The 15490-nt window shown below is 58.0% G+C and carries 13 protein-coding genes and 1 pseudogene; 7 read left to right on the plus strand and 7 right to left on the minus strand.

What is annotated here, in order from left to right:
* Window positions 1–40: 40 nt before the first annotated feature.
* The 5 genes from MPRO_RS04520 to MPRO_RS04540 all read right to left on the minus strand — a co-directional run bounded on the left by MPRO_RS04520 (window position 41) and on the right by MPRO_RS04540 (window position 7327).
* Window positions 41–706, minus strand: coding sequence for a response regulator transcription factor (locus MPRO_RS04520; protein ID WP_067287922.1), 666 nt, complete (start codon window positions 704–706; stop codon window positions 41–43).
* 293 nt (window positions 707–999) lie between these two features.
* Complete coding sequence (gene acs / locus MPRO_RS04525) at window positions 1000–2955, minus strand: acetate--CoA ligase (RefSeq protein WP_067287926.1); 1956 nt, start codon at window positions 2953–2955, stop codon at window positions 1000–1002.
* A 369-nt stretch (window positions 2956–3324) separates the two neighbouring features.
* A complete protein-coding gene (locus MPRO_RS04530; RefSeq protein WP_067287928.1) occupies window positions 3325–4713 on the minus strand; it encodes a sigma-54-dependent transcriptional regulator in 1389 nt (462 codons plus the stop codon).
* A gap of 41 nt (window positions 4714–4754) precedes the next feature.
* On the minus strand, window positions 4755–5879 hold the full coding sequence (locus tag MPRO_RS04535) for a sensor histidine kinase (RefSeq protein WP_067287931.1): 1125 nt from the start codon (window positions 5877–5879) through the stop codon (window positions 4755–4757).
* Window positions 5876–7327, minus strand: coding sequence for a sigma-54 dependent transcriptional regulator (locus MPRO_RS04540; RefSeq protein ID WP_102136263.1), 1452 nt, complete (start codon window positions 7325–7327; stop codon window positions 5876–5878). Before MPRO_RS04540 ends, MPRO_RS04535 begins: the two co-directional genes overlap by 4 nt.
* 415 nt (window positions 7328–7742) lie before the next feature.
* On the opposite strand from MPRO_RS04540, the pseudogene MPRO_RS26635 reads away from it, so the two are divergent.
* The 7 genes and pseudogenes from MPRO_RS26635 to MPRO_RS04570 form a co-directional block, all read left to right on the plus strand.
* Window positions 7743–8057: pseudogene (locus MPRO_RS26635) on the plus strand (flagellin N-terminal helical domain-containing protein); the annotation flags it as partial.
* A 612-nt stretch (window positions 8058–8669) separates the two neighbouring features.
* Window positions 8670–9209 carry a flagellin gene (locus tag MPRO_RS26640; RefSeq protein WP_439646779.1) on the plus strand — a complete coding sequence of 180 codons (540 nt, stop codon included), beginning with the start codon at window positions 8670–8672 and terminating at the stop codon, window positions 9207–9209.
* A 73-nt stretch (window positions 9210–9282) separates the two neighbouring features.
* Window positions 9283–9660 (plus strand): flagellar protein FlaG, encoded by a 378-nt coding sequence (locus tag MPRO_RS04550; RefSeq protein WP_067287935.1) that lies wholly within the window; start codon window positions 9283–9285, stop codon window positions 9658–9660.
* Window positions 9661–9689: 29 nt separating this feature from the next.
* Window positions 9690–11099 (plus strand): flagellar filament capping protein FliD, encoded by a 1410-nt coding sequence (gene fliD, locus MPRO_RS04555; protein WP_067287937.1) that lies wholly within the window; start codon window positions 9690–9692, stop codon window positions 11097–11099.
* A gap of 26 nt (window positions 11100–11125) precedes the next feature.
* Complete coding sequence (gene fliS / locus MPRO_RS04560) at window positions 11126–11533, plus strand: flagellar export chaperone FliS (RefSeq protein WP_067287942.1); 408 nt, start codon at window positions 11126–11128, stop codon at window positions 11531–11533.
* Window positions 11533–11895, plus strand: a complete 363-nt coding sequence (locus MPRO_RS04565) for a hypothetical protein (RefSeq protein WP_067287945.1) — start codon at window positions 11533–11535, stop codon at window positions 11893–11895. Before fliS ends, MPRO_RS04565 begins: the two co-directional genes overlap by 1 nt.
* A 196-nt stretch (window positions 11896–12091) precedes the next feature.
* Window positions 12092–12625 carry an REP-associated tyrosine transposase gene (locus tag MPRO_RS04570; protein ID WP_067287948.1) on the plus strand — a complete coding sequence of 178 codons (534 nt, stop codon included), beginning with the start codon at window positions 12092–12094 and terminating at the stop codon, window positions 12623–12625.
* A 198-nt stretch (window positions 12626–12823) separates the two neighbouring features.
* Here the strand turns inward: MPRO_RS04570 and flgL are convergent, their stop codons facing one another.
* Complete coding sequence (flgL, locus tag MPRO_RS04575) at window positions 12824–13744, minus strand: flagellar hook-associated protein FlgL (protein ID WP_067287961.1); 921 nt, start codon at window positions 13742–13744, stop codon at window positions 12824–12826.
* Between the two features lie 37 nt (window positions 13745–13781).
* The gene (gene flgK / locus MPRO_RS04580; protein WP_067287965.1) at window positions 13782–15476 is read right to left on the minus strand and encodes a flagellar hook-associated protein FlgK; all 1695 of its coding nucleotides are present in this window, start codon (window positions 15474–15476) and stop codon (window positions 13782–13784) included.
* Window positions 15477–15490 lie beyond the last annotated feature (14 nt).

The following is a 15490-nucleotide window of genomic DNA, read 5'->3' on the forward strand; positions in this document are numbered from 1 at the left end:
CCGTAAGCTGAAAGCTCCCGGCTTACCGAACGTCCCTCGACTACTTCAGTTCGGTTTTAGGCGGCTCAACGCCCAGGCGCTGGGCCGCTATTACCGCCTGGGTACGGCTATTGACGCCGAGTTTGCGCAGTATGGCGGTGACATGGGCCTTGATCGTGGCCTCGGACACGCTCAGCTCATAGGCGATCTGCTTGTTCAGCAGACCCTCGGTGAGCATGGTGAGCACCCGGAACTGCTGCGGCGTCAGGGATACCAAAGCCCGGGCAAAGCGCTGATCCTCAGGCTCAACCTGATCGAAACTGTCAGCGATTTCCTGCGGCAGCCACTCTTCGCCCTGCAGCACCGCCGTAATGGCCTCGGCAATCACCTCCAGTGGTGCCGACTTGGGGATAAAACCCGAGGCGCCGTACTCGATCGCCCGCTGCATAACATGCACTTGCTCGCTGCCGGACACCACCACCACCGGAATACCCGGATTCTGTCCGCGCAGAAACACCAGCCCGGAAAAACCATTGGCGCCCGGCATATGAATATCCAGTAATACCAGATCGGCGTCCGGATGTTTGTCCACCGCTTCCTGCACCGCCGCCAGCGTATCGGCCTCGACGATTTCCACCCCCGGCACAGCCTGGGATACCGCTTGTTTCAGTGCGGCCCGAAACAGCGGATGGTCATCGGCGATGATGATTTTTTGCGCTAACTGCATGCGGTATCTCCATCTGCGTACCCGTTACCGGGTTTTATTATATGCCAAACCGCAGTCCATCCGGTTATCGGCAGCCTTGCCTTTTAGCCTTTGCGACCGTTCCTTGCAAACAGTTCCTATCAAGAACACGACCTGCCCTTGAGGCAACTTTGCACCTGCGGTACGCAGCCTGACTTTAAAGACAAAATGCCGCCACGACCAGAGGCCGGGAGGCATTTATGTGAAGCTAGTGCAGATATTTTCGAAGAGACACAGGCCTGTGGCCGCTGACAGGGCTGTCAGCGGCCGTCGTTTCAGGCCTTGCGATTTAGGCGATTTTCGATCAGATCATCCACCACCGAAGGGTCGGCAAGGGTCGATGTATCACCCAGGGCGCCGTAATCGTCTTCGGCAATCTTGCGCAGAATGCGGCGCATGATTTTGCCGGAGCGCGTCTTGGGCATGCCAGGTGCGAACTGGATCAGATCCGGCGAAGCGATGGGGCCGATTTCCGAACGTACCCAGGTACGCAGTTCCTTGAGCAGCTCATCGGATGCCTCGAAGCCCGACTGCAGTGTCACATAAACATAGATACCCTGGCCCTTCAGGCTATGGGGATAACCCACCACCGCGGCTTCCGCCACCGCAGGGTGTGCCACCAGCGCAGATTCCACCTCGGCGGTACCCATGCGATGACCGGAAACATTGATCACATCATCGACACGACCGGTAATCCAGTAATAGCCATCGGCATCACGGCGGGCGCCATCACCGGTGGTGTAGTAGCCTTTGAAGGTGCTGAAGTAGGTCTGGGAGAAACGTTCGTGATCCCCCCAGATAGAGCGGCTCTGGCCCGGCCAGGAATCCTTGATCACCAGGTTGCCATCAACGGCACCTTCCAGTTCGTTGCCTTCGTTGTCCACCAGCGCAGGCAGCACGCCAAAGAACGGCCGCGTCGCAGATCCGGGCTTGGTATCTATGGCGCCCGGCAGCGGCGTAATCATGATGCCGCCGGTTTCGGTCTGCCACCAGGTATCGACGATGGGGCAGCTGTCTTTGCCCACGACACGGTTATACCACTCCCAGGCTTCAGGGTTGATCGGCTCACCAACGGACCCCAGCAGGCGCAGGCTCGACAGATCTGCATTGCCCAGCACATCTTCACCTTGCTGCATCAGCGAGCGGATTGCCGTGGGGGCGGTGTAGAACTGATTGACCTTGTGCTTTTCGATCACGCGACCAAAGCGGCTGTTGTCTGGGTAATTCGGCACACCCTCGAACATCAGAGTGGTGGCACCGTTGGCCAGCGGGCCGTAAACGATATAACTGTGACCTGTGACCCAGCCCACGTCGGCGGTGCACCAGTAGATATCGCCAGGCCGGTAGTCGAACACGTATTCGTGGGTCATGGCGGCATACACCAGATAACCACCAGTGGTGTGCTTCAGGCCCTTGGGCTTGCCGGTTGAGCCTGAGGTGTAGAGGATAAACAGCGGATCTTCTGCCAGCACAGGTTCAGCTTCACACTGCGCCGAGGCCGCTGCGGTGATGTCGTGATACCAGACATCGCGGTTGTCGTCCCAGGCCAGCTTGTCGCCGGTACGCTGCACCACGATCACAGTCTTGACCAGCTTGGCCGCCGCGGGGTCCGTAAGGGCCTTGTCGACATTGGCCTTGAGCGGTACCACCTTGCCACCGCGCAGGGAGAAGTCGGAGGTAATCACCACCGTCGACTCAGCCCCGTCGATGCGATTGGCCAGGGCTTCGGGCGAGAAGCCACCAAACACAACCGAGTGCACAGCACCAATGCGGGCACAGGCCAGCATGGCGACGGCGGCTTCCGGAATCATCGGCATATAGAGAGTAACCACATCGCCCTTCTTGACGCCCTGCGCACGCAGCGCATTGGCCAGACGGCAGACACGACCATGCAGGTCACGGTAGCTGATATGCTCGGATTCGCTCGGGTCGTCGCCTTCCCAGATGATAGCCGTCTGATCGCCGCGTTCTTCAAGGTGGCGATCCAGACAGTTATAGGATGCGTTCAGGGTACCGTCTTCAAACCAGCGGATATCCACGTTGTGCAGGTCGAAGGAGGTATTCTTTACCTTGGTAAAAGGCGTGAACCAGTCCAGACGCTTGCCGTGTTCGCCCCAGAACGCATCCGGGTCGTTGACAGACTGATCATACATGGTCTGGTATTTGGCGTTATCGATATGCGCCTTGGCGGCGAATTCCGGATTCACCGGATGTACCTTGATATCACTCATTGAAATGCCCTTAAGATTGCTTGTTTTAATTATGTGATCCTGGATGCGCACAGGCAGCCGGTCGAACTTAACTCTGACCTACTGCACAAAAGCCCGACAAGTTGCTGGACGCTAACAACGGATCTATGGCGTAGAGTTATACAGACTTCACCGCAGCGTCCTGAATTAGACATTGGTATATCCCGTTCCCTGATCCAGCGCCTGACAGACAAAATCCGGGCCGCGCCAGCGCACTGCAACAGCCACCCGGAGCGGCCTGGGGCCCGGTACGACTGAATACCAATCCATTGCACACCATAGTACTAAAAGACTAGCGCAGCATGGTTCAGACGTAGCTGTAACAGCATAAGCGCAATGCTGGACGCAGTATTAATCGTTCAGCCTAAAGCCGCTCTCGCGCATTCGTGCCAGCTTGTAGCGCAGGGTGCGCGGGCTTATGCCCAGCCGCTCGGCGGCATCTTTGCGACTGCCGCCGCTCTGCTGCAACGCATCCACGATAAGCTGAAACTCATGCTGGCGCAGATCCGATCCCAGCTGGCCGGCATCGTCTGCTTCACCACCATTTTCAGCCTGGGCCCCGCTGTCTTCTTCGATCGGAACCTGGGTCGCGGCAAACTGACTGATACTGATAGCCCCCGGCGCCAGATGCAGGTCGGCGGCCTGAATGCGGGTGCCGGTTTGCAGGATGAGTGCCCGCTGCATAACGTTATCCAGCTCGCGTACATTACCGGGCCAGCCGTGATCCAGCAGTAACTGGCGTGCCTCGGGGCACAGGCTGGCAGGTGGGCGGTGCATCTTGATGCAATGCTTGGCCAGCAGACGCTCGGCCAGGGGCAGTACATCGCCTGGGCGCTCGCGCAGCGGCAGCCACTGCAGCGGAAATACATTCAGGCGGTAATACAGGTCTTCGCGAAAACGGCCCTCGGCCACAAAAGCCTCAAGCGCGCGGTTACTGGTGGCCAGCACCCGCACGTTGAGTTTAATGGCCTTGCGCCCGCCGATACGCTCGACCTCCTGCTCCTGCAATACGCGCAGCAGTTTGGCCTGAAGCCCAAGGTCCATCTCACTGATTTCATCCAGCAGCAAGGTGCCACCATTGGCCTGTTCAAACTTGCCAGCATGACTGCTGTAGGCGCCGGTAAAGGCGCCCTTTTCATGCCCGAACAGCGTGGCTTCCAGCATGTTTTCCGGAATAGCGGCGCAATTGATGGCCACAAAGGGCTGATCGTTACGGGCCGAATGCTGGTGAATATACTGTGCCAGCACTTCCTTGCCAGTGCCGGACTCGCCGGTAATCAGCACCGTGGAGTCCGTTTCTGCCACCCGTCGTGCCAGCTGTAGTAATTGTCGGCTGCCGGCATCCTCGGCGATAGGCGGCTCGAACGCCGATACACCGGCGACACCTGCGTGCAGCCTGATGGTTTCAATAAGCTGTTCAGGCTCGAAGGGCTTCATCAGATAGTCGACAGCGCCGGCGCGAATAGCCTCCACCGCTTTCTGCACCTGGCCAAATGCAGTGATCAGCACCACCGGCAGGCAGGGGTGGGATTGCTGCAGCCGGGCCAGCAGACCGTGGCCATCGAGCCCCGGCATGTTGACGTCGCTGACCACTATATCCACCGCCGACTGCTTCAGCCGCTCAAGCGCCTGCAGGCCATCGCAGGCCTCCAGATACTCGAAACCCGCCAGCGCCAGGGTATCCGCGAGGGCTTCACGCAGCGCCTGATCATCTTCGACTATTAAAACCCGAATACTCATATATCCCTTATTTCCATGTAGTAGCTGGCGCTACGGCGCCCTCAGGCATTCGGTAACGGCTGGCTGGCATCGGCCATGTAGGGCAGCAGGAGTGTTGCACAGGTGCCCTGCCCCGGCGCCGAATCAAGCTCAAAGCTGCCATGATGGGCGCGGGCAACCACCTGTGCCACCGCCAGGCCAAGGCCGGTACCGTGGGACTTGGTGGTGTAAAACGGCTGCATGGCCTGGGTTCTTGTCTGCAAGTCCATGCCGGGGCCCTTATCGATCACTTCGAGGCGCAAAAAAGCGGCATCGGTACGGGCGCGGATAACCAGTTCCGCTCCGGCCCCACAGGCCTGCAGGGCGTTGTCCACCAGGTTCTGCAGGGCGCCGAGCAGGGTTTCACGGTTGCACTGCAGCCAGATGCCGGCCGCTTCGTTATAGCATTCACAGTCGGCATCATGGCTCGACAGCGGCACATCGAGCATATCTTCTATGGCACGGAACAGCTCTTCGGTGCTGATGCGATCATCCAGCCGGGTTTCACCACGGGCAAACACCAGCATGTCCCGCACCTGCTGCTCCAGGTTCACCAGGCGCGACTTCACCTTGCCGGCAAAACGCACCCGCTGGCTGTCTTCCAGTACAGGGCGATTCAGGTGTGAGGTATAGAGCAGCGCCGCCGACAGCGGTGTACGTATCTGATGCGCAAGTGAGGCCATCATGCGGCCCATTTCCGACAGGCGCTGATAATGGGACAGCCGCGTTTGCAGCAAGCGTGTTTCGGTCTGGTTAGTCAGCAGCACCAGCTGGCCCGGCTCGTTATCCATGGCGCGAGTCGCCAGTTGCACCCGTCGGCCATCCCGCAGGGAAACTTCATGACCATCATCACTGCGCGGTGCAAAACTGCGTCTGATAATTTCAACCCACACCTCGCCCTGCAGCGGCTCACCCAGCAGATCCCGCGCCGCCGGATTGACCTGTGCCACGCGGCCATCACTGTCGATCAGAATCACGCCGGCGGGCAACAGATCGAGCAACTTGCGCATGCGCTCCGCCAGGCCCGCTGTGTGCTCCAGCTCGCCCACGCGGGTCACTCGTTCGCGCGCCAGCTCATCCCTGGCCGCAGCGAGCTCGGCTTCAAGCTCGGCAATGCGATTTTCAGCCGCTGTCAGCTCCTGGGTCATTTGCGCGAAATTCCATATTTGCGCATCTTCTCCACCAGTGTCGTGCGTCTTATTTGCAGCAGGTCAGCGGAGCGGGCAACAACGTTATCGCAACTGTCCAGCGCCTGTTCGATAAGGCGCTGTTCTATGCACTCAAGGTGATTTTTCAGATCGATACCGGCGTCGGGCAGCCGTGCCAGATCGGGCGCGGCCGCTGCAGTACCCGATCCGTTTGAAGAGTCGGGGGAAGCGCCGACTAGGGCTCCCGATTTTGCACGACGATAACGCTCAGGATTGGGTTCTTCAATCAGGCGAAATTTTTCCGGTAGTTCAGAGACGCCGACAATGCCATCGGGATGCATGATGGCCATGCGCTCAACCAGATTGGCCAGCTCGCGGATATTGCCGGGCCAGGGATAACGCAGCAGGGATTCGATGGCCACCGGATGAAACATCAGCTGACCAAAACCCTGATGGTTCAAGCGCCCGACCAGCGCCCGGATCAGCGGCGGAATATCCTCGCTGCGCTCGCGCAGCGCCGGCAGCTCGATGGGAAATACATTGAGACGGTAATAAAGGTCTTCGCGGAACAGGCCTTCGGCAATCATCTGCTCGAGGTTTTTGTGGGTCGCCGCCAGGATGCGCACATCCACATCCAGTGTCTTGCTGCCGCCCACCCGCTCGAACTGACGTTCCTGCAGCACCCGCAGCAGCTTCACCTGCATGGGTAACGGCATATCGCCTATTTCATCAAGAAACAGGGTGCCGCCCTGGGCCAGTTCGAAGCGCCCGGCACGGTTGGAGATAGCGCCGGTAAAGGCGCCCTTTTCGTGGCCAAAGAGTTCGCTTTCAAGCAGTTCCGCCGGAATGGCGCCGCAGTTTACCGGCACGAAGGGGCCCTTGCTGCGCAAGGAGTGCTCATGCAGGCTGCGCGCTACCACTTCCTTGCCGGTGCCGGACTCGCCAGTAATCAGCACGCTGACATCCCGTTCAGCCACCTGCGCCATGATGCGCCGCACCTTTAACAGCGATTCGCTGGCTCCCACAAGATCCGGGAAAAGCCCGACCTGATCAACATGGCCTGCGCCAGTTTGCTGACGGTACAACAGGGCTGCATGCAGCAGATCCGCCAGGGCGCTGTAACTGGGTGTGGCCGTCAGCGTTCCCACCAGCATGGCTTGAAACTCATCCGCCAGTGAGGCCTGCTCACTCCAGTCGGCCAGCAGGATAACCGGCATGGCGGCATCCTGACGCCGCAGCTCGGTAAGCAACTTGCCCAGCGAAAGCGGCAGGCGGCATTCTCCCAAGAGAATAACCGAGCACGGTACCGGCTCATCGCCGCGCTGCAGCCAGGAGACAAAATCTGTCGCCTGACATTGCAGCCCGACAAATTCCAGCGCCTGCATCAGGCGCTCGCGGCGCGGCGCATCATCTTCGATCAGCTGTATCTGAACACCTGGCAGCATCATCCTTCGCCGGCACCTGAATTTTTGATAGTCAAATTTATGACATTCAGTAGCAGGGTACAACCGCAGTAGTCACATATTTTTGACACTTGCCCCTTCACCACCGCCGCAGGCGGCACACCCTTTACTGGCACAGCACCAATACAGCCCCTGAACAGGTACTTTCGCTCAGGCCCAAAGGACGCCGACACGCAACACTCACAACAAATAAGACCCCGGCCAAAATAAATTCTAAAGTTCCGCGGTAAAGCGCCGTTAATACATTCACACCGCACTCACGCAGAATCGGGATCCTTCGATCCCTACGTATGACTCAGAACACCTCCTGCCAGATTTGCACGGCCACGGAGGTAAAAGGAGAAACACCATGGCTGTTATCAATACCAACATCGCGTCTCTGAACGCCCAGCGTAACCTGATGAAGTCCGAAGGCGACCTGCAGACATCTCTGCAGCGTCTCTCCTCAGGTCTGCGTATCAACAGCGCCAAGGATGATGCGGCCGGCCTTGCCATCTCCGAGCGTATGGGATCCCAGATCCGTGGCCTGAACCAGGCGGCCCGTAATGCAAACGACGGTATTTCCCTGGCCCAGACCGCTGAAGGCGCCATGAGTGAAATCAGCAACAACCTGCAGCGTATGCGTGAACTGTCGGTTCAGTCCCGCAACGCCACCAACTCCGCCGACGATCGCGCCGCACTGCAGAAAGAAGTTAGCCAGCTGAAAGAAGAAATCGACCGCGTCGCCAACCAGACCTCTTTTAACGGCACCAAACTGCTGGACGGCAGCTTCACGCAGCAGGCTTTCCAGGTCGGCGCCAACCAGGGCGAAACCATTAGCATCAGCGGTATTGCCGATTCCAACATTGCGGCGCTGGGCAGCTGGACGGAAGTGTCGACCCCTGCGGTTGCAGGTTCTTACACGACCGGTGCGATTGCCAGCTTCGATTTTTCAGGTGCACTGGCAGGTGGTTCTAATACCCAGGCCCCAAATACTCTGGACTTCTCGGGCGGCGCCGGTACTTTTGTAGTCGATGCGGGTGGTGCCAACACAACGGTGACCCTAACTGGCACAGCTTATGCCAATGAAGCCGCACTAGTAGCTAAGGTCCAGTCAGATCTGGATGGCGGCACCGGCAACTATACTGTGTCTTCTACCGGCACTGTTGCTGGTTCCGATTTCGCACTTACCATCACTAATAATGACAGCGAGACAGCTGTCGCGATTTCCGCCACAAATGCTGCAGCTCAAACAGGCGGATTTGCTAACTCCGCAGGCACTGCTGGTACTGCCACCACCAACGCCGGCTTCAATGTAGACGGCAATACAGTGGCGCTGACCACTGATGTGACAAATCAGGCTGGCCTGGTTGCTGAAATACAGTCCCAGCTGGATGCTGCCGCATCAGGCACCTACCTGGTAGAAGCCTCCGGCTCTGGCATCAGCATTACCAGCACCGCAGCAGGCGTTGCAACACCTGTCACCGTCGATACCTTCACCGGCGCTGGCACCAGCGTATTTGGTGGTGGCACTACCGTTGCGGGAGCCGATGAGATCGCAGGCACCGCTCAAACCGGTTTCGCCGGTCTGGATATCTCCACCGTAGAAGGTGCAGACAATGCGATTCTGGCCATGGATGGAGCACTGAACGCAATCAACTCGGCCCGTGCCGACCTGGGTGCGATTCAGAACCGCTTCTCATCCACCATCGCCAACCTGCAGACCAGCTCCGAGAACCTGTCGGCGTCCCGTAGCCGTATCGCCGATGCAGACTTCGCGGCCGAGACTGCGAACCTGACCCGCGCGCAGATCCTGCAGCAGGCCGGCACCTCCATTCTGGCGCAGGCCAACACCCTGCCCCAGTCTGTTCTGTCACTGCTGCAGTAACGGGGCGTCCCCGTTAGTGGTTATACTTGACGGGGGCCTTTAGGCCCCCTTTTGGTTTTAAGGAGATTCAAGCATGAATATCATCTCCCCTGCGTCGACCCAGGCAACAGGCAGTTCACCTGGCAACGCGGCAGAGCGCAATCTGAGTGCGCGCGATACAAGCACCATCGCCCCCCAAAGCAGCAACAGCAACAGCACTGCGGTTGCCACTGAGAATGCCCAACTCACGGTACAGGAAGTATCTGAAACCGTAGAGGCACTCAACAGTGTGATGCAGCAAATGGAGCGTGGGATCAGCTTTCACGTAGATGACCAGAGCGGCCGTCAGGTCATCCAGGTCATCGACCGGGACTCCGGCGATGTGCTAAAACAGATGCCCTCTGAAGACCTGCTGAAACTGATCAGCCATATGCAGGAAATGCAGAGCATCCTGTTCGACGAAACCGTTTGATACGAATACGGATACCGGGAGCTTAAATCATGGCAATTACCACCACGGGCTATGGCTCAGGCCTGCCGATCAGCGACCTGGTATCGCAGTTGGTCGCCGCCGAAGGCAGCCCAACCGAAACACGGCTGAATCAAAAGGAAGCCACACTGCAGGCGGAGCTCTCCGCCATCAGCATTCTGAAAGGCGCTCTGTCCAGCTTTCAGACCAGCTTTGCCAAACTGCAGGATGCCGACAACTTTACCAGCCGCTCACCCAGCTCCTCCGATACTACTGTCGCCAGCATGACGGCAAAAGAGTCTGCCAGCCTGGGCAGCTATAGCCTGGAAGTCACTCGCCTGGCCGGCGCCCATAAGCTCGTTGGGCAGCAGGGCTATAACGCTGGCGATACTGGCAGTCTGAGCTTTGCTAACGCGGCAGGCGACAGCTTCAGTGTGGATATTGACTCCGGTAATGCCACGCTCGAAGGTGTGCGCGATGCTATCAACGCAGCCTCGGACAACTTTGGCGTCAGCGCCACCATTTTGAATCTGTCCAGCGGGCCACGCCTGGTGCTCACATCCAAAGACACCGGCGAAGAAAATCGCATCACCTCGATCAGCAGTACCAGCACCAGCGGCGACCTGTCGGGCTTTGACTACAGCTACGCCAGCAACGCCGACCCACTGCTGGATGGCGACAGCGCCAACTACGATCAGGTACGGGCCGCGACCGATGCCGCCTTCACGCTGGAAGGCCAGGCACTGACCTCTGCCAGTAACACCGTTGATTCGGTTATTCCCGGTGTGACCCTGACGCTCAAAGACACCACCGAAACCGACAAGCCCGTGACCCTGAGCGTGGGTACCAATACCACCGGTATTCAATCGACTATTGAAGGTTTCGTCACGGCCTACAACAGCCTGCAAAACCTGATCAGCCAGCAGACCAGCTACAATGCCGAAACTGGCCAGGCCGGCAGCCTGCAGGGCGACTCCCTAACGCGTACGGTACAGAACCAGTTGCGCAGCATGATCTCCGGCAGCTACAACGACGGCGGTGCGATCAGCAGCCTGCTGGATCTGGGTATAACAACCAATACGGATGGTACCCTGAAGCTGGACAGCGACAAGCTGAAAACCGCACTGGCGGACAATTTTGAAGCTGTGACTGCATTTTTCTCGGCCGAGAGTGGCCTGGCGAACCGGCTCGACAGCGGTCTTGATACCTATCTGCAAAGCGATGGCAGTTTCGCCAGCCGGACCGAGTCTATCAACACCCAGATGTCCAGGCTCGACGATGACCGCGAGTCCCTCAATATTCGCATGAGCGCACTTGAAGCCCGCCTGCTGAGCCAGTTTAATGCCATGGATGCCATGGTCGCGCAGCTCAGCAGCACCGGCGACTTTCTGACCCAGCAGCTGGAAAGTATCAGTCAGATCAGCAATTTCAGAAATAAATAACGTTATTCAGACCGGAACAGACCCAGATGAACAGACTTCAGGCCACCAAAGCCTACCAGCAGATCAATATCAGTTCCGAAGCCCAGGGCGCCTCGCCACACCGGCTGATCGGCATGCTGCTTGAAGGTACACTCAAGCGACTGGCCGAAGCCAAGGGGGCTATTGAGCGCAAAGACAACGCGGCCAAGGGCGAGACTATCGGCAAGGCCATCAGCATTATCGGCGAATTGCAGGGGTCATTGCGGGATATCGAGACCAACGAAGTTGCCGCTAACCTGGATCGTCTGTACGACTATATGACCAGTACACTGGTACAGGCCAACCTGGAATCCTCCAGCGAAAAACTCAATGAAGTGGCGCTGCTAATCATCGACATCAAGGCCGGCTGGGATGCCATAGGCACAACCCAGACCGGCACCGCAGAGCCCGCCTGATGGCAACTGTGGATGATAAGCCGAACGCTTCTCTCTACGCACAGCTCACCGAGCAGCAATGGCGCGCACAACACGCCATTGCTGTGGCCTGCTTTGGCGAAATGCGCCAGCTGATGCAGCAGCCTCTTACAGAACCGATTGACCCCGCCGCTCTGCTTGAGCGCTGGAACGGCAGCATCCGGTCACTGGATATCAGCCAGCTGGCCGACGACCCCTGCTTCGCACCGCCCCTGTTACAGGAGCTGGCGGTGATGAACACTGAGCTGCAGGCCCTCTTCAGTGCCCGCCGCAGCGCCATTAGCGACGCCCGTATCAAACAGAAAAAAGCCCGCGCCGGCATTAATGCCTATCGCGGGCTTTAATACCCGTTGTGGATACATAAACGGTGTGATGCCGTACCCGTAGGGTGGAAAGAGCCTGCGAATTCCACCACTCGAAAGCAGCGCCGCTGGGGGCAACCACCGAGGTATCGGGTAAACGGTGCGATTCGCTGCACTCATCAGCACCCTACAGGCGCCCTGCGGTACATTGCGAAAAACGCCAAAAAGGAGGACAAGGATGTCCAAGTACCTGCGGCTATGGAACCTTGGGGGCTGCTATTTCTTTACCGTCAATCTTCAGCAACGCCGCAATAATGATCTTTTGATCCGGCACATCGATACCCTGCGCGAGGCCGTGCGGCATGTACGAAGCCGGCATCCGTTTATTATTCATGGCTGGGTGGTGCTGCCGGATCACCTGCATTGCCTGATCGAGCTCCCCGCCGGGGATTGCAACTATGCCATCCGCTGGTCTCTGATCAAAAGCCGTTTCAGCCGCAATATCCCTCCATACGAGCAACGCTCGAAAAGCCAATCCCGGCGTGGCGAACGCGGCATCTGGCAACGCCGATACTGGGAACATGCAATCCGCAATGAACAAGACTACCGGGCGCATCTGGATTACATCCACATTAATCCCTTAAAGCATGGCCTGGTTGAACGCGTATCAGACTGGCCCTATTCGACCTTCCATCACAGTGTCGCCAAGGGGCTCTATCGCGAAGACTGGGCAGATGACTGCCAGGCACGCCAACTGGCCTATGACGATTAACAGAAGGCATGCGAATGCGTAAACGATGCATTGCCGTGCATTGCGAAAAATGGCGGATTATCACGGTGTGATACCGTACCCGTAGGGTGGAATGAGCCTGCGAATTCCACCATTCGAAAGCAGCGCCGCTGGGGGCAACCACCGAGGTATCGGGTAAACGGTGCGATTCGCTGCGCTCATCAGCACCCTAAAGACCCCCTAGCGGATGTAATCGAACAGGCTTAGCCCACTGACCTTGCTGAAGCTGGCGTAGGCCGCTTCCAGCGTTGTCTGTTGCAGGGTCAGGCGGCTGATGGCCTCGTTGTAATCCAGATCCCGGAAGGATGACAGCGCTTCCTGGCTCAACAGCGTGTAATTGTCGTTCACCAGTTGCTGCTGATCCAGCGCGTTCATGCGCGCACCAATGGAAGTGCGGCCACGGATATTGGCATCCTGAGCCCCGTCGATTGCCGTCAGTGAATTACCCAGCAGAGTTTGCAATTCTGCCCGCCCGGCCTCGGTACTGGTATCGATATTCTTCAGGCCATTGCTCAGATCCAGCGCTATGTTTAGCGGATTGTTGGGCTCAAACAGCTGCGCGCCCGAATCGGTGGAGGCAATACGGTTATCCGGCCCTATCTGGATAAAACGCTGCTCGGCATCACCCTGAAACTCGTAACGTTCGGTAACATCATTAAAGCTGTACGCCTGCTGGTCACCCTGAAAACCGGAAAACAGATACTCACCCTGTACATCCCTGGTATTCATCAGTCCCTGCATCTGATCAATGATGCCATCCACTTCTGTGGCAAGGGCCGCACGATCCTGCGAACCCAGCGCCGCACTGCCCGCCTGAATGGTAATTTCCCGTAGCCGAACGGCATTATTGAACAGCTCATCCAGGGTTAATTCTTCATGACTGAGACGGCGGTTACTAACATCAATATTGGTCTGGAACTGCTCGGTGCGGGCCACTTCCTGTTCCAGTTTGATAATCTGGCTGGCGGCCAGCGGATCATCCGAGGGCTGCAGCACACGCTTGCCGGTGGCGATCTGTTCCTGCGTCTTGACCAGCTCGCTGTTGGCCCGACTCAGGTTATCGACGTTGTTCAGAAAGACTTGCTGGGTAGATATGCGCATGGCTATTCCTCCTCATCTGCCGTCAGAAAACTAGCCGTTAAACCACGGCCAGCAGAGAGTCAAAGATCGTCTGGGACGCCGCGATCAAACGCGCCGACGCCTGGTAGGCCTGCTGGAACTGTACCAGCCTGGCCGCTTCCTCATCGAGATTAACGCCACTGAGGCTGGACTTGGTCTGCAGATTGGCATCCAGCACCGCCTTGCTGGACTGGGTGGTGATCTGGGCGGTGGCCGTAATGCTGCCGACACGCTCTATCTGGCGGCCGTACTGTTCCTGGTATGAGCTGCCATCCACCAGCTTGGCGAACTGCAGATCTGACATCGCCAGGGCATTGCGGTTGTTGGAAACCCCACCGACGCTGTCGGCCAGTGCCAGACCACGGCCGCTGTTCAATTCCAGTGCAAGCTCGGAGGCGCCGCTGCGGGTGGGCTGAATTTCGAACTTGTCACCTTTGACAAAGCTTGATGCGGAGTCCAGCTGAAGCCGAAAGCCATCGACCTGCAGCGTCAGGCTGCCGCCAGCGGTATCAAAAGAAAATTCCTGGTTCGCATCCACATCCCCAGCTACGGCTTCACTATTAAGCTGGTTGCTGTTCCAGCGCACACCATCACTCAGGCGTGTCACGGTAAAACTGCTGTCGGTATTAAACACCAGCTCATAAGCCGACGCCTTGAGGCCACCGGCATCGACAATATTAACGCTGGATGCCGCACTGCTGGCGTTGCCGCTGTCGGCCAGCACCCGATCAGCCACTGCCGCACTGGTGTTGATATCGGCAAACAGGCGCTCGCCCGCATTGCCATCCAGATCAAGCCCCTGCAGTTGCTGTGCATTCATGCTGGAGGCAAACACCATGGCGATAAGGCCCATTTCGTCCTTTGCCTGATTCAGCACATCGGCGCGGTAATCAAGCAAACCGCCTATCTTGCCGCCACTGAGCTGGCTGGTAATATCACTGATGCTACTGCCAATCTGAAGCGCCACGTTGCGCTGGCTGGAATCCAGGCTGTCCTGCACCGTCAGCAGACGGCTGGCAGTACCGCCCATTACCAGTGGCTCACCGTTACCGACAAACAGGTTCATCTCACCATTGGGCTGCGGCACTGTGGTGAAACCTATATAGCCTGCCAGAGACTCCATTACTCGATCACGCTCATCCAGCAGTTCATTAGTTGCGGCGCCAGATGAGGCGGCCAAACGTAACTGATCGTTGATCTGCGCCAGCCCCTGACTCAAGCTGTTGACCTGGGTTACTGAACTTTCGATCTGGCTGTTAAGGGTGTCACTCTGGCGCGCAAGGCTGGAATCCAGATCCTGAAAACGGCGCACCAGCGCATCGGCCTGAGCCAGAAAAAGTTCGCGGTTCGCCAGGTTACTGGGATCATCCACCGCGCCTTGCAGGGCACCAAAATAGTCGTCCATGGCCGTCGAAATGCTGGAGACATCCGAGGCCAGCATATTGTCGAGCTGATTGGCCAGCTGCTCGAATGCCAGGGCGCTGTTGTAGGCCGAGGTATCGGCATTGACCTGGCTGGTCAAAAAATCGTTGGCCATGCGCTGTACATCACGCACCTGTACCCCGCCCAGGTTTTCCCGCGCGACCAGATCCACCCGCTGCATCGAGTAGCCCGGCGTATTGACGTTGGCAATATTCTGCCCGACCACCGAGAGTGCGCTGGTGTTGGACTGCAGCGCCTGGGTACCGATATTCAACAGATTGAAACTGGACATTCACTCTCTCCCTT

It is taken from the genome of Marinobacterium profundum, assembly GCF_001528745.1.
Lineage (GTDB): Bacteria > Pseudomonadota > Gammaproteobacteria > Pseudomonadales > Balneatricaceae > Marinobacterium_A > Marinobacterium_A profundum.